Below are 16,325 nucleotides of genomic sequence, written 5' to 3' on the forward strand. Positions count from 1 at the left end.
CGGGCCGGCGAGCCGCGCGCGGCGGAGCGAAGGAGCGGGAGATGGCGAAACGTACGACGATCGCGAGGAAAGGTCGGACCGCGCCGGCGCTGGGGCCGGGGCTCCACGCCGGCACGATCGAGCTGCGCCAGGACGAGCGCTTCCGCGTGCGAACGCTCGGCGGGGAGCTCGTGACGGCCGTGCTCGACGACGCGGTCGATCCCGATCTCGCGAAGGAGTGCCTGCGCTCGGGGTGTCGGGTCATCCTGGCCGACGACGGCGCGCGCGGGCCGGTCATCCTGGGCGCGCTCCAGACGTCGCTGCCCGTGGCGCGCGATCGCGACGGGCACCTCGTCGTCTCCGCGAAGAAGATCCGGCTCAAGGCGGCGCAGTCGCTCGTCCTCGACGCGGGCGAGTCATCGCTCCGGCTCGAGCCGAACGGCGCCGTCCGCATGGAGGGCGACCGGCTGGTCATCGACGTCGGGAGCCTGGTGCGCTTCCTGGCCGCGAGCGTGGAGTTTCCCTGATGCCGAAGAAGATCTCCGTGACCGCCCTCGGGCTCGCCCACGAAGGCTCGAACCACGCGGCCCCCGGCCCGCCCGCGGTGAGCGGCATCAACCCGCCGACGAGCCCCGCCGGGACGCCCTTCACCCCCGCGCCGTTCCTCTACATCGCGCGCACGGCCAAGCTCATCCCGTGCACGGCCACCCGGCGGACCAAGTACACGACGTACCGCATCGCGCAGGTCGACGCGTGCATGGACGTCGAGAACCCGGCGAACAAGCCGGCCGATCCGCTCAAGTACGTCCCCCCCAACGGCGCCGACCTCGTCACGAAGTTCGCGGTCGGCATCGCGAGGATCACCAGCTGCGGGCACAGCCACGACGTCAAGGCCGCCGACAAGAAGCTCGCCGTCACCGGGGCCGACGTGATCCTGAACATCCCGACCGACAAGCAGACGGTCCACCAGTCCCGGAGCAAGCTGCTCGACGGCGGAGGGCTGGTCGCGGCCTGGAACGACGCGGCCAAGAACCCGTGCGTGATCCGCGCCTCGGGCGACCCCGTGGCGCTCGCGACCGGCGAGGTCATCGACGAGGCCGTCGATCTCATGACGCCCGGCACCATCGACGTGGAGCTCCGCCGCTTCTACGCGTCGGGCCGCAGCGCGGAGGTGGGGCCCTTCGGCCGCGGCGGCTGGACCCACGGCTACCACCAGTGGATCGAGCGCGACGGCGAGCGCCTCCTGCTCCACGACGAGAACGGGCGCGTCGTGCCGCTGCCGCCCGTCCCGCGGCGGGGCGCGGCGCTCCACAAGAGCCGCGGACTCCGGATCGCGCGCGTCCAGGACCGGTACGAGATCCGGCACCGGCCCTCGGGGCTGACGCGCGTCTTCGAGCCCCTCTCGCCCGGCGAGCGCGCCGTCCTGACCCGGATCCACGACGACTTCGGCAACGCCGTGGCGCTCTCCTACGAGGGCGGGCGGCTCGCCCGGATCGCCGACACGGCCGGGCGCGAGATCACGTTCGCGCACGACCCGGAGGGCCGGATCGCCCGCGCCGAGGTCCACGCGCGCGGCGCGCTCCAGCAGGCTGTCGCCTACGCGTACCACGTGGACCGCGAGCTCGCGGCCGTGACCAACGCGCTCGGCGAGACCGACACGTACAGCTACGACGCGCAGCACCGGCTGGTGGCGAAGGCGCTCCGGAGCGGCGTCGTGTTCCGTTACACCTACGATCCGGACATCCAGCGGTGCGTCCGGAGCACGGGCCCGGACCGCCTCCAGAACGTCGAGCTCCACTACGAGACGCCGGCGAAGGTGAGCGTCGCGGGCAACCCCGATCCGTGGGAGTACGAGTTCGACGAGCGGGGCAACGTCGTCTCGGAGAAGCGCGTCGGCTCGGGGTCGACGACCCGCTACGCGTACGACGCGGACGAGCTGCTGATCTCGATCACGACCCCCGCGGGCGAGGTGGTGACGTTCTCCTACGACGAGGAGGCGCGGCTCGTCGGCGTCGACGGGCCTGGCGACAGGAAGGTGACGTTCGAGTACGACGGAGACCGGCTCGCGCGGGAGATCGACGGGCCGCGGGTCACGACGTTCGCCTGGGACCACCGCGGCGCCCTCGCTCGCGTGACCGGCCCTGACGGCGTGACGTTCGCCTACGACATCGACGCGTGGGGCCGGCTCGCGCGCGTGAGCGGCCCGGAGGGCGCGATCGTGTCCTATGCGTACGACGCCGAGCACAACCTCGCGGCGATGACCGACGCGCGCGGCGCCACGACGCGCCTCGAGCACGACGCGATGGGCCGCGTCGTGGCCGAGATAGACGCGCTCGGCCGCGCCGAGCGCACGACGTACGACGCGATCGGCCGGCCGGTGCGCCGCGCGATGCGCGACGGCGCGCTGATCGAGCTCACCTATGACGGCGGCGACAACGTGATCCGCTCCTCGGACGGCGCGGGGCTCCACAACGGCTTCGAGCGCTGCGGCACCGGGCGCGTCGCGCGCCGCACGCTGCCCGACGGCGAGACATGGGAGATGGCCTATGACATCCTCGAGCGCCTCCGGGAGATCCACAACGCGAAGGGCGAGGTCTACGAGTACCGCTACGACCGCGCGAACCGCCTCGTCGAGGAGATCTCGTTCGACGGCCAGTCGATCCGGTACGCCCACTCGATCGCGCACGAGCCCATCCGCATCGACTACGACGACGGGACCTGGATCGACCTCGAGCGCGACGCGCGCGGGCGCGTGATCGCCGAGCACAACGCCCACTTCCGGATCGAGTACGAGCGCGACGCGCTCGGCCGCATCCTGCGGGCGGCGGTCGACGAGCACGGGGGCCCCGTGGTCACCGAGATCGTGTGGAACGACCTGGATCGCGTGGAGAAGGTCGTGCAGGACGGCCTCGCGATCACCTACACGTACGACGTGATGGGCCGGGTCGCGAGCCGCACCCTCCCGGACGGGTCGGTGACGAAGTACTTCTATGACCCCGCCGGCGGCCTCGTGGGGCTGGACCACGGCGGGGAGAAGATCGCCGTGCAGCGGGACGCGGCCGGCCTGGAGCGCCGCCGGTACTACCACCGGAGCGGGCTCGACGTGCGCATCGACTACGACGTGAACGACGCCCCCGCGCGCATCGGCGCGGCCCTCCTCGACCCGGCGGGGGGCGCGCCGGTCCACGTCGCGGAGCGCCGCTACGTCTACGGCCCCCACGCGCGCCTCCTCGAGAGCTTCGACGCCGATCGCGGCCGCAGGGTCTACCGGCGCGACCTCCGCGGGCGCATCCTCTCGTGCGCCCGGGCTACCGGGACCGAGGTCTATGCGTACGACGCCGCCGGGTCGGTCGTGTGGGCGGGCGATCGCGATCCGGCGACGCCCTGGGGTCTCCGGCCCGGCAACGTGCTCGTGCGGACCGATCGCGCCCGCTTCACCTACGACGCGCGGCGGCGGCGCACGACCAGGACCGAGTCCGACGGCAGCGTCACGGAGTACCTCTGGGACTGCCGCAACCAGCTCCGCGAGGTGAAGCTCCCGTCGGGGGTGCGCGTGCTCTTCAAGTACGACGCGTTCGGCCGCCGCGTGCGCAAGACGATCGTCACGCCCGACGCAGATCCGACGAAGGCGCCGCACGTACGCCGGGTCGACTTCCTCTGGGATTACAACGAGCTCGCGGCGGAGATCGACTCCGAGCGCGGCGCGCGATCGATCGTGACCGCGCGAGGGACCTTCCTGCCCATGCTGCAGATCGAGAAGGGCGAGTCCTACGCGGTCGTCCCCGACGCGATGGGCGTGCCCAAGGAGCTCGTGAGCGGCCGCGGACAGGTCGCGTGGCGCGCCGACCATACGCTGTGGGGTCGCGTCCTCGCCGAGGAGAGCCCGGCGGGCGTCCGCGCGCCGTTCTCCTTGCTCGGGCACTACGTCGACGAGGAGACGGGGCTCGCGTACGTGCGGCACCGGTATTTCGACCCCGAGACCGCCCGGTGGCTCTCCCGCGATCCGCTCGGGTTCGACGGGGGGCCGAACCTCTTCGGCTTCGACGGGATGCCCACCGAGGAGGTCGATCCGCTCGGCCTCATGACCCGCGCGGACTTCGTGCAGTTCATGCGCCAGTACCGGAGGCAGCGCATCCAGGCGCAGCGCGCCTCGGATCAGGCCCAGAGCCAGATCGGCACGAGCCACGTCGTCTACTCGGTCGACTCGCGCGGGAACAGGGGGCAGAGCGGCCAGACCCTCCGCGCCGGCACGGGCCGCAACCATCGCCCCGAGGATTACCTGCACGCGGAGGAGCAGGTCATCCTTCAGGGCGGGAGCGGGCGGGCGGTCGGCGCGGGGATCCCCCATTGCGCCAACTGCACCAACGACATCATCACCAGTCGCAACGTCACCACGACCCGCATCAATCCCAGCTGGGACCCAGAACCCTGGGTCCGGCCGGACGGAGGCTGGCGCTGATGAGCACGGTCCCGATGTCGCCCACCTCGACGGCGCGCAGCTTCGCGGAGATCCACGCCGTTGTCCTCGCAGCCCTGCGCGAGACGCCCGAGAGCACGCTCCTTGACGGGGCCCAAGCCGTCAAGCTCTGGCCTGCTTCCGGGATCGGGATCCACTCGATCGCAGCCCTCCTCGATCGCGTCGCCGATCTGCGGGATCCGCTGGCGCCCTGGGCGGTGAGCTGGCTCGGCCGCGTGGCGCTCGACCGGGCCTGGCCGCTGGCGCTCGAGCTCTGCGCTGCCGCGCCCGCCGCGTCGACGTACGAGGCAGCGATCCGCGCCGAGCTGGGCAAGCGGGCGGCGCTCCTTCCGGGGGTCGCGAGCGCGGCGCGGTGGTTCGCGTGGGAGCCGACGGACGGCGTACCTCCGTGGCGGTGGCCCGCGAGGCCGCTCGCCGAGGCGTTCCCCACGCCGGACGCGCTCCTCGCCGCGCTGGATCCGCGCGGACCCCTCGATGGGCTTCACGTGATCGCGCTTCAGGTGCTCTCCGCCGCGATGCCGTCGGTTTACGGCTCGGCCCCCGGATCGGTCGAAGCCCTCCGCCTCGACGAGCAGCTCCATGAGCTCCGCAAGACGGACACCGCCGAGAACACCGCCGCTCAGGCCCGGCGTGTCCTCAACGACGCTGCGAAGCTGATGCCGCTCGACGTGCTCATGGACGCCGTGCGCCGCGGGTGGCTGGGGCTCGACGCGAACCTCGACGCGATCCAGGGCCGGAGAGACCTCCAGTCACCCGAGGCCGCCCTCGCCGCGCTCGAGCGGGTCGTGGGTCCCACGATGTCTCCGGGGGAGGTGCAGCGCAACGAGCGCGTGGGCCGATGGCTCATCCGGGAGCTCCGGGCGGCGCGGCACGAGCCGGCCATCCCGGTGCTCTCTTACCTCGCTCGCGCCTGCGATCGGCTGCTCGGCGAGGAGGCGCTCGAGGCGCTCTTCCACATCGGCACGGAGAGGTCCTACCGCGCGCTCCTGGACTCCATCCCAGCGCTGTTCTCGGTGACGCGCGTCGGCCCCCCCGTCTACCGGAGCATCCCCGTGGCCGTGCGCGCGGCGATAGCCCTCGATCCGGGGAGCTCCACCCGGACGCTCGCCGACTACTTCGATCCGGCCAGGCTCGAGGCGCGCGAGGGCCGCTTTCGCGCGGAGCACATCCTCATGGCCTCGAAGCCAGGCGTGGAAGCCGACCCGCGGTGGTTCGACGTCGCCACAAGCCTGCTCGGCGGGACTTCGTTCTACGTGGCCAGGGAGTTCTTGAGCGCGTTCGATCCTGCCACCGTGCGCGCGGCGCTCGCGCGCGCCGGCTACAAGCCCCCCGAGCCCACCGCGCCGCGCCTCCACCCCCTGCCGGCCGCGCCGCGCTGGGTCGAGCGCTACGAGGCGGGCGAGCACGAGGCGGTATGGAGCGAGATCGCCGCGCTCGAGGACTCGGTCCGCGACGGGGCCGTGCTGGACGAGGCCGCCGCCGTCGCGCGCTCCATGATGACCCGGGTCCGGACGAACCTCGAGCGCATCGTCGAGGCGCTCAAGAAGCGAAAGTACGCCTTCGCCGCGGGCTCGGCGAAGAAGGCCTTCCCCGGGCCGAGCGCCAAGGCCGGCAAGGAGCTCGCGGCGATCGAGGAGCTCCTCGGAGGCCCCTTGCCCCTCTCGCTCCGCGCCTTCTACGAGGTGGTCGGGAGCGTCGACCTGACCGAGGTGTTCGACGCGAAGTACGACGACAAGGCCCTCTTCTTCTCGGGGTACGGGCAATTCGACCCCATCGTCGTGTTCCGGCCGGCGGCGACCCTCGAGATCCTGAGGCCCAGGGTCGCCGCCGAGGAGCGCCACCTCCCCGAGCTCCGGCGCCCGATCAAGAAGCTCGAGATAGGCACCGATCCCGCGCACAAGGCCGCGCCCACGAACCCGAACGACTGGACCTACAGCGTCGAGGTCCAGGGGACGGCCGCCGACGGGCTCCTCCGCCAGGGCGACCGATCCATGCCGTTCGTCGATTACCTCCGTGCCGTCCTGCGCTCGGGCGGCTTCCTTGCGCTGGCAGATCAGCCCCACGAGCGCGTGTGGCGGCAACGCGAGGCGCTCACCAAGGATGTTTCCCCCTTCTGACGGTCGCAGGACGAGGCCCCCGCCCCCTGGCGATGGCCTTCGAGGACGAGCATCATGGCCACGGCGACGCTGGTTTTCTCCGAGGACGGCATTCTCTTCGACGTGCGCGCGCTCGTCGGCCGCGAGCGGCTCGGAGAGCCGACCGAGCTCGACATCGAGGCGCTGTCCACGACCCCGGTCGAGCCCGCGGCGGTGCTCGGCAAGGCCTGCCTCACCACGCTGGCGAGCCCGATCGGCGCGCGCTCGATCGCCGGCACCGTCGTCTCGTTCACCGCCATCGCCACGAGCCAGCCGGGGCTCGCCCGCCGCTACCGGATCGTCGTGCGCTCGACGCTCGCGCTCCTCGAGCTCCGCCAGCGCCCCCGCATCTTCCAGCAGCTCTCCGTGCCCGACGTGGTGAAGCAGGTCATCGCCGACGCCACGAGCTCGACGCTGCCGGTCGAGCTCCACCTCAGCGGCTCGTACTCGCCGCGCGAGTACATCGTGCAGTACGCCGAGACCGACGCCGCCTTCGTACGGCGGCTGTGCGAGGAAGAGGGCCTGTACTTCCGCTTCCTCGTCGAGAACGACGAGGAGCGCGTCGTGCTCGAGGACTCGTCCACGACGGCGGACGACGCCCTCGGCGAGGCGCTGCCCGTGACCGACGCCGCGGGCGAGTCGCGCCCCGTGGCGACGGCGAGCAACCCGCGCGTCTCCCACCGCCGCCGCGTCGGCAAGGTCACCCTGCGCGACTACAAGCAGCAGAACCCCCGGTTCAAGCTCGAGGCGGTCGCGACCGCCGGGCGCCCCGCCGAGCAGCAGGAGGTCGAGGTCTACGAGGCGCCGGGGCGCTTCCTTGATCCGGACGCCGGGAACACGCGCGCCAGGACCCGCCTGGAGGGCCTCCGGGCCAACGCGGAGGTGTGGACCTTCGAGACGACGGCGCTCGCCCTCGCGCCGGGCCTCGGGGTCACGCTCGCCGCCATCGACCTCTCGGGCACGGCGCAGCCCGAGGGCGAGTATTTCGTGGTGGCCGTGCGCCACCAGTTCCGGGAGTCGAACCACTCCATGGAGGTCGAGGCGATCCCCCGGGCGACCCCCTACCGGCTCCCCAGGATCACGCCGCGGCCGCGCATTCACGGCATCCACTCCGCATGGGTGACGGGCGCCGCGGGCGAGGAGATCCACGTCGACGCGCAGGGCCGTGTCCGGGTCAAATTCCACTGGGACCTCAGCCCGGGCGCTGATGAAAAGAGCAGCCTGCCGATCCGCGTGATGCAGCCCAACACGCCGGGCGCGATGGTGCTGCCGCGCGTGGGCTGGGAAGTCCTCGTGGCGTTCGAGGACGGCGACCCGGATCGCCCGTACATCCTCGGCCGGGCCTACAACGCGAAGCAGCCGCCTCCCTACGCGCTCCCCGCCAACAAGACCGTCACGGTGCTCGGCACGTCGAGCTCGCCGGGCGGCGGCCGGCAGAACCAGATCCGCTTCGACGACGCGGCGGGGAGGCAGAACATCTCCTTCGCGGCGGGCTTCGGCAAGAGCGCCTCGGTGGGCAACAACATGGTGACGCAGACGGTGAAGAACGAGGCCCTCACCATCGAGGCCTCGCAATCGCGGATCGTCGGCGCGAACGAGGATATCTCGGTGACCCAGGGCTACTCCAACACCGTGGGCTCCCAGTCTGCATTGGTCGGGGCGACCCAGAAGATCTACGTGAAGGGGAACATGGCCGTCGGGGTGGGGAGCGAGACGGTGGTGGTCGGCGGCGCGTGCCTCGAGAAGGTGGGCAACCCCGTGACCGGCGCGCTCAACCTGGCGAAGGCTGCGGCGTTGCAGGGAGCGGGCGCGCTCGGCGCGGTCGGCGGCGCCCTCGCCACGGCCTACCAGCTCGGCGAGGCAGGCTACCGTGGTTACCAGGCAGGGGGCCTGTCCGGCGCGGTGCAGGCGGTCGGGACCGCCGGCGCGAGCAGGGTGGCGGAGCGCTTCGTGCCCGGGGGCGGGCAGCTCCTCGGCGCGCTCTCGGAGCTCTCGCCCGCGCCGTGGGCCGAGCGCGCCGGCCCGGGGGGGCCGAGCGCGGCGGGCGGCGGCGCGACCGCGGCCAGCGACACCGGAGGCCCCGCGGGCCCCGGCCCGGGGCACCGCAACACGACCGTGCGCGGCGTGGCGACCGAGCTGGTGGGGGCCGCCGTGCAGATGACCACGCCTGGTACGGTGTCCTGGTCGACGATCGGAGCGTCCACCTTCCTGGTCGGCGGGAGCCACCACATCAAGGCAGGCCAGGCGGGCGCCCGGACGCTCGGCGCGTCGAACGAGACGCTGGGCAGCCTCCGCATCGAGACGTCGGGGGACATCACCCGCGACATCACCGGGCCCATCACCACCACGGTGGCTGGATCGTTGAAGAGCAAGGCGTCGGGAAAGCACAACATCAAGGCCGGGGGCGCGCTCAAGCTGACCGTGGGCGGGCCGCTCAAGCTCACCGCGTCCAAGGTGACCTTCGTGGTGGGGGGCTCGACGGTCACCTCCGCATCCGACGGCCTCCTGCTCGACGCGGGCACGATCAAGTTCAAGGGCAAGACGAACCAGAAGAAGGACACGGGGCACTCATGAGCCTGTCCATCGTCGGGACCGGCCTTGTCTCGCCGTTCGGTTTCACCCCCAGGGAGCACGTCGTGTTCCGCCATGCGGGTGTGCCGGCGCCGTCCGCCTCGCCCTTCCTCCTCGCCGACGACAAGCGGCTCCGCGTGTACAGCTGCGCCTTCCTCGATCCTGCGCTGCCGGTGGAGCAGCGGATCGCCTGGCTCGCGAGCGCGTCCCTGCAGCGGGCCATCGCGCCGCTCCTGCCGGAGGGCGTGCGGTGGGCGCTCCATCTGGTCCTGCCCGCGCCTCGCCCCGGGGTCGACAGGGCGGCCCTCCAGCGCGTGGAGCGCGCGCTCGACGAGGAGCACAGGCCGACGGACATCCGGACGTACTCGGGGGAAGCCGGCACCTTCGCGGCCCTCGGCGCGCTCCTCTCGGGAGGGCGCGGGCCCGACGCGCCCGCCGCCGTCGTCGCGGCGGACAGCTTCGTGTCGCTCCGCTGCCTGACCCACCTCGTCGAGCACCCGAGGACCCGATGGGAGCCGGCGCCGCCGATCCCCTCGGAGGCGGGCGCCGCGCTCCTGGTGGTCCCCCCCCAGCTCGCTCGCACGCTGCGGCTGCGCGCGCTCGGCGCCGTGTTGTCCTCGGCCACGATCGTCGGCGCCGCGACCGACGGCAATGACGAGCCCGTGGACGCGACCGAGATGACCGCCTTGCTCCGGCAGGTCGCGCCGCCGCGCCTCTTCTACGCCGCGGGGCAGGACGGCCACGGCGGCCTGCGGATGGAGGATTTCCACGCGGCGGCCGCCCGCCTCGCGGATCGCTTCTGGGACTGCCAGCACGACTGCCTGGAGGGATGGATCGGCGCCGTCGGCGCGTGCTCGGGGGCGGCGAGCCTGGTCTATGCGCTCGAGCGCCTACGGATCGCCGGAGCCCCGTCGATCGAGCCGACGTACACGGCCGGGGGCCACGCCCCGCCGCCGCGCCCCCCGTGCCCCGCTCCGGCGCGCGAGCCCTTCCTCGCGTGGGCGATCTCCGCGGACGGGACGCGCGGGGCGGCGAGCGCTGCCCTGGGGGACGCATGAGCGACCCCTGGGCTCGACTCCGGTCGGCGCTCGCCGAGGCCGAGCAAGCGGCGATCGCGATGACGATCGGTCCGCGCTGCGAGCTCATGGCGACGCATGTCGCCGCGGCGCGCGCCGAGGCGGCTCGGCCATCGCCCTCCGCGGCGGCGCTCGCCGAAGTGCTGCAGCGGGCGGTCGTGCCCGCGCTGCTCGAGGCGGTCGAGGTCGGCGAGCTCGGCGAGCTCCAGGACGCGCTGGGTCGCGCCCACGCCGCGGCGCTCGACGCCATGGCGAGCGACAGGCTGGCCGGGGCGCCGGGGCCCGCCGAGGCCGAGGGCCTCACGGCCCTCACCACGTCGTTTCCCACGGTGGTCGCGATGAAGCGCGAGCCCTTCGCGCGGCCATGGCGTCCTGCTGCGAGCGAGGCGGCGGGAGAGGACGAGGCGGGGGCCCCACCTGCGCCCGGCGCGGACGCCTCGCCGGGAGGCGCTCGGCTCGACGACGAGGGGCACGAGGCGCAGGCGGAGCCCCTCGACGTACCCCCGCCGCCGCCCCGGCAGGCGCCCGATCATCCCCGCGAGGACGCGCCTCGGCCCGATCCTCCTCCGGTGAGGATCGACCCGGCGTTCCGGCCTGCGGCGTCGTCCGACCTCCATGCGCGCGTCGTGCGCGACGCCCTGGATCGCCTGGGAGCCGCCGCGCGCTTGCGCGACGACGGGCCCTTCTCGGAGCGCGCAGGGTGCGAGCGCGACATGCTCGCCGCGAGCGACGCGATCCTCGTCACGTCGGGCGATCCCATCCGGACCCTCCTGTCGGCGTGGCTGGGAGAGGCCGAGGACGCGCGGGGCTACGTGACCTACGCGGCCGTGTTCGCCCTCGCGCGCATCGGAGGTCCCGACGCGCTCCAGGCCGTGCGCGCGGGGCTCGACGCCCTCCCGCCCGACGCGGAGGCAGCCGCCGCGCGCGCGGCGGACGCGCTCGCGGTGGTCCCCCGCCCCGATCTTCCCCTGCTCGCCGAGGATCTGGTCCGCGACGGGAGCCCTGTCGCCCGCGCGGTCGGGGTGGAGCTCGCGCTACGCCTGGACCCTGCGCCTGCCCGGATGCTCAACGCACACCTGTTCGACTCGAGCCCGGTCGTCCTGCAGGCGGCGCTCCGCGCGGCCGGGCGGTCGCGGTTCAACGACGTGGCGCCGCTCTTCCCGCTGCTCGAGCGCTGGCTCCACTTCCCTCACCGGCAGGTCGCGTACCTCGCGGCGCTGGCCCTGCTGGAGGGCGGCTCGACCGCTCCCTACGAGCAGATCGTCCGTGGGGGCAGGCTCGCGCAGATCCTCGGCCCGCTCGCGCTCGAGATCCTCGTGCTCGCCGGCGGCGCGCGCGACAAGGAGGCATTCGCGCGCATCGCGCGATCGGCCCCGCTCTCGCCGTCGACGCTCTCGGCCTTGGGCCGCTTCGGCCACCCCGAGGCGTGGGCGATCTTTCTGCATGCGCTGAGCGACGACGCGCTGGCCGAGGCGGCCGCGGAAGCGCTCGCGACGCTGTTCGGCCCGCTCGTGCCCCCCGGAGCGGAGCTCGACGGGCCGGCGTGGCGCGCGGCGATCGCCGCGTTGAAGCCCGATCCGACGGTGCGGCTGCGGCGCGGCAAGGCATGGAGCGCGCAGGTCGTGGCCGAGGAGATCGATCAGGGGGACCTGAACCGCTGGAGCACGGCGCAACGCCTGCGCGAGCTCGCCGTGCGCGCGCAGGTGGAGGGGAGGGTCGATCTCGCGGCGTGGGGACATGCGCCGATCGACGCCGTGGGAGCGGTCACGCGTGAGGCCCGCTCCGTGACCTCGCGGCGGAGCTCCCATGGCTGGTAGGATTTGCGCTGGCCCGCACGGCGTCCGCGCCGCGCAGAGCCCCCTCCCCGCCCGCCTCCCCGATCTGCAGGTCGCTATCGCCTGGCGTCCGGAGCGCTGAGACCTCATGGCCGAGCCGAGCACGCCCCCGTCCGAGCAGGCAGCCGAGCCGCGCCTCCTGGGAGTCACCCTGGCGCAGGTTGCGGCCATCCAGGCCGGGCTCGCGGAAGGTTTCCCTCTCGACGTGGTGCTCGCCAACGAGGGCGTGGCGCCGGCGGCTCACGACCGGGCGATGTCCGCGTGGGCCCAGGCGCTCGCCGACGATCTGGACCGAGACGGCACACCGCTGAATGAAGCCTACGACGTCCGGCTCGCCCGAGCGCAGGACCGTTATGCCCGGCGTGTCTTGCCGCTCTCCGAGGATCTTCGCGCATGGCTCTGCTTCGCGCGCCACTGGTCCAGCCACCCGGATCCGCTGTCCATGCTGGCGCCGCTCGGTCTGCACGCCGCCGACCTCGTCCGGCTGCACCGCGCGTGGGCGCGACGGATTGCGGCGGAGCCGGCGCTCCTGCGTGAGGTGCAGGGCGTCCTCGCGTCCGACCACAGCCCTCTGCCGGAGATCAGAATCGAGCCGGCGCGGCTCACGCCCCCTGGGCCTCCGGACCCGACATCGTTTCGGGACATCGAACCTCCCTCGGGCGACGGTGAGTTCGCCGAGAGGGATGACGATGCCGGCGACCCCCACGAGGAGCCGGCGGCCGATGGCGCCGGCGAGGTCCCTGCGATCTTCGCACCGCTGGAAGAGCTCGACACGAATGCTTCATGTCCTCCGCGCGGGCCAGGCGAGCCGCCGCCGGCGGGCGCCGGAGCTTCGCGCGGGTCTCCGAGGCCGCCTTCCGCGATTGCACCTCGGACCGAGGCGACCGTGCCCGCCGGGCGACGCGCTCTCCCGTCGTTCCTGCTTGCCGACGAGCCCCAGCGCCCGAAGGACCCGGCGCTCCAGGACACCGCCTCCGCCGCGAGCGCGCAGCATGGGAGCATGGACGCCATCGTCGCCACCGCGCGCCGGCCACCCCCCGCGGGAGAGTCCGGACCGTACCCCTCGGCGGACGCGCGCGCCGACGCGCCGGACGAGACGCCTCCGCCGTCCACCGCCGACCCAGATTCCATCTCGGTGCAAAGGAACTCATTCCCGTTCATGCCACCCGATCCAGCCGAGCCGCGGCCATCCGGGACCGAGGTGCACCCAGCGCCGCCCGCCTTCTCCCGCACCATCGCCGCACCACTCGTCCCCCATCGCCCAGATCTCCCGTTCCACCCCGCTGAGACACAGGTCAGACATGGATATGGCGCTGCTGCGGGGGCGCCACCGACCTCGATGACCGACAGAGACCCGGTGCTGCCGTTCCGCAAGGCAATCGACAGCTCCGACGCCAGGCGCTCGCCTCCGCCGCCTTCACCCCTGCCGAGGTCTCCGGACAGAGTTCCCCCTGCTGGTCCGCTACAAGAGCTCTCACTGGCCCAGTACGCATCGCTGTGCGCGGAGCTAGCCGTATTCCCTGGGGCCGCCGAGGCCATCTTCCAGCGTTACGGGCTTCGGTCCCAACAAGCGCGGAGGGCAGTCGATGCGGCCTGGAAAGAGCGGCTCGGCCGTGATACCGCGGCGCACGGCGCCTGGCAAGAGATGTACCGGCGCTACCATGATTACTGGACGAAGCGAGGCGCACCAGCGAAGTGATGTTCCTCGCGAATTCGCGAAGATCATGAGCCGCCGATCAAGCACGCCAGCCCTGTGACGCCGAGCACATCCGAGCCCGCCTGGAGTATGCTCGGCTCGTGCCGATCCTCGACACGACCTTTCTCGCCCGCCTCGAGCAGGCCCACGCCGCCGACCCCGACGCCGCAGCCTACGTGGACGCGCCGGCGATGCTCGCCCGTTTCCAGGAGCGCTTTCCGGCCGAGCGGCTGCGCGCCCTCTCCGGCACGCAGTTGCTCGAAGAGCTGCACGGGCGTCTGAGCCTGGACAGCCTCAGTTACTGGCTCGAGTTCCGCGACAAGGCGGACTTCCGCACCCGCCTCTTCGGCAGCATCCGCGGCGGCTCCGCGCTCAAATTTGGCATCTACCAGCGCGCCGAGGACAACGGATGGTACGAGCACGGCGGTCAGGCCGGCGCCCAGCGGAAGCTGTCGATCTCCGAGGCCGTCGCGATCGCCGAGATGCAACGGGATCAGATGCTCCGGGCGCGCGAGGTGGTGGCCCGGCTCCCGGAGGATCCCGCGCAGGGAGGCTACGCGACGCTGCAAGCGGACATCGAGACGGCGGCGCCGGACCTCGCGTCGCTGGCCTTTCTGCACAAGTACCTGTTCTTGCAATTCCCCGACCGACTCGACGATTTCCACTCGCCCACATTCCACGCGCATCACCTCCTGCTGATGGGCCGCGAGCCTGGCGCGCGCGGCCTGTACACCTCTGTGGGGATGCTGATCGAGGCGTGGCACGAGTTCCGCCGTCGTCGCGACGTGCCGTCCACGGTCTTCTGGCACCTGCTCAACCAGCTGAACGGAGCGCCGTTCAGCTGGTGGCGCGTCGGCACGCGGGACGGTCAGAGCTTCTGGCCGGAAATGAAGGACGGCGGCTGGGCGTCGATCGGGTGGCCCGCGCTGGGCGATCTCCGGGAGGTGGTCGCAGGGCTCACGGGAAACGCCGCCAAGGAGGCGATCCGCGCGGCGTACGCCAAGCATTACCCCGGCGATTCGCCGCAGCTGCGCGGCAAGGCGACGAACCAGATCTGGAGCTTCTTCGCCCGCATCCAGGAGGGCGATCACGTCCTCGCCGCGGACGGCCAGACGATCGTCGGGATCGGGCGCGTCCTGGGCCCCTACCAGCACCTCGACGGCTTGAAATTCCCTCACGCGCGCGCTGTCGAGTGGCGCTCCACGACACCCTTCAAATCGCCCGATAGCACGGGACTGCAGACGACCGTGTACCTCATGAACGAACACTGGACGCCGCTGCTCGCGGCGGTCCGGCACCTGTCACACCATCCGACGCCACCGAGTCCACAGCCTCCGCCGCACGGACCGGACCGCAGGGAGAAGACAGCGCCCTTGCCGCCGCTCTCCGGCGTGATCGGGCTGATCGACGAGGAGCTCCGGAGGAAAGGCCAGGTGGTGCTCTACGGCCCGCCGGGCACCGGCAAGACGTGGCACGCGCGGCGGGCCGCCGAGGAGCTCGCCGCGCGCGCGACATTCGCCCGCGGGTGGCTCGATCTCACGGAGGCCGAGCGCGCCGGGCTCCTCGGCGGGGGAGCGCCGGGCGCCCAGCGGATCTGGACCTGCACGTTCCACGCGTCGTACGGCTACGAGGAGTTCGTCGAAGGGCTGCGGCCCCAGGCGCGCGCCGACGGGCAGCTCTCGTTTCAAGTGCAGCCCGGGCTGTTCCGGCGCATCTGCGAGCGCGCGGCAGAGGCGGCCGACGCGCCGCATTTCTTGATCATCGACGAGTTCAACCGAGGCGACGCTGCGCGCATCTTCGGCGAGCTCCTGACGTTGATCGAGGCCGACAAGCGGGGTCGCGGGCCCGTCGAGCTGCCGTACTCCCGTCAACCCTTCGTCGTCCCGCGGAACGTCTTCGTCATCGCGACCATGAACACCGCCGACCGGTCGATCGCGCTGCTCGACGCGGCGCTGCGCCGGCGCTTCGGCTTTCACGAGCTGCTCCCCGATCCGGCGGTCCTCAATGGCGCGTGGGCCGGCGGCGTGAACCTCGCTCCCCTGCTCCGGACGCTCAACGCGCGCATCCTCAAGCACCTCAAGCGCGACGCGCGCAACCTCCAGATCGGGCACTCGTACTTCCAGCGCGACGGCGGCCCGCTCCGCGACTTCGCCGATCTGCGGCGCGTGCTGCGGCACGAGGTGCTCCCGCTCCTGCAGGAGTACTGCTACGACGAGCCGGAGGCGCTCCGCGCGATCGTGGGTGAGAGGCTCATCGATCCGAAGACCCGCGAGATCCGTACGGATCTGTTCGCCCCCGGCGAGAAGGAGGAAGAGCTCCGCACGGCGCTCTCCGAGTGGGACCCGACCATCGTCGCGCCGATCGAGGGAACCGGCGACGACGCGAGCGCGGGCGATGACGAGGCCGACGACGCGTCCGACGGCGCCGCTTCGAAGGGCTCGACGGTTGGATAGGTCGATCGCCCTCTCCGAGTGGGAGCGGCGACCGCGCGGGCTCGCGTCGGATAAAGCGCTCGTCGGGCTGAGCTTCGAAGATCCTGCCATCGAACGCGCAGCG

General features: G+C 72.5%; 7 protein-coding genes. All 7 read left to right on the forward strand.

All coding sequences use genetic code 11. The annotated features are described in order from the left end of the window. Nucleotides 1-41 precede the first annotated feature (41 nt). The 7 genes from WMF34_RS21260 (at nucleotide 42) to WMF34_RS21290 (ending at nucleotide 16,222) form a co-directional block, all read left to right on the forward strand. Entirely contained in the window at nucleotides 42-506 is a 465-nt protein-coding gene (locus tag WMF34_RS21260) for a hypothetical protein (protein WP_012236743.1), read from the forward strand. Next, nucleotides 506-4,438, forward strand: a complete 3,933-nt coding sequence (locus WMF34_RS21265; RefSeq protein WP_437994368.1) for a DUF6531 domain-containing protein — start codon at nucleotides 506-508, stop codon at nucleotides 4,436-4,438. The genes WMF34_RS21260 and WMF34_RS21265 overlap by 1 nt, the downstream gene beginning before the upstream one ends. Next, on the forward strand, nucleotides 4,438-6,573 hold the full coding sequence (locus tag WMF34_RS21270; protein WP_437994369.1) for a hypothetical protein: 2,136 nt from the start codon (nucleotides 4,438-4,440) through the stop codon (nucleotides 6,571-6,573). Before WMF34_RS21265 ends, WMF34_RS21270 begins: the two co-directional genes overlap by 1 nt. Nucleotides 6,574-6,627: 54 nt before the next feature. After that, the gene (locus WMF34_RS21275) at nucleotides 6,628-9,165 is read left to right on the forward strand and encodes a type VI secretion system Vgr family protein (RefSeq protein WP_437994370.1); all 2,538 of its coding nucleotides are present in this window, start codon (nucleotides 6,628-6,630) and stop codon (nucleotides 9,163-9,165) included. Next, entirely contained in the window at nucleotides 9,162-10,220 is a 1,059-nt protein-coding gene (locus WMF34_RS21280; RefSeq protein ID WP_012236747.1) for a hypothetical protein, read from the forward strand. The genes WMF34_RS21275 and WMF34_RS21280 overlap by 4 nt, the downstream gene beginning before the upstream one ends. Then, nucleotides 10,217-12,055 (forward strand): hypothetical protein, encoded by a 1,839-nt coding sequence (locus WMF34_RS21285; protein ID WP_012236748.1) that lies wholly within the window; start codon nucleotides 10,217-10,219, stop codon nucleotides 12,053-12,055. The genes WMF34_RS21280 and WMF34_RS21285 overlap by 4 nt, the downstream gene beginning before the upstream one ends. Before the next feature lie 1,815 nt (nucleotides 12,056-13,870). Next, entirely contained in the window at nucleotides 13,871-16,222 is a 2,352-nt protein-coding gene (locus WMF34_RS21290) for an McrB family protein (protein ID WP_437994371.1), read from the forward strand. The last annotated feature ends 103 nt before the right edge of the window (nucleotides 16,223-16,325 follow it).

It is taken from the genome of Sorangium sp. So ce145 (genome assembly GCF_051525985.1).
Lineage (GTDB): Bacteria > Myxococcota_A > Polyangia > Polyangiales > Polyangiaceae > Sorangium > Sorangium cellulosum_B.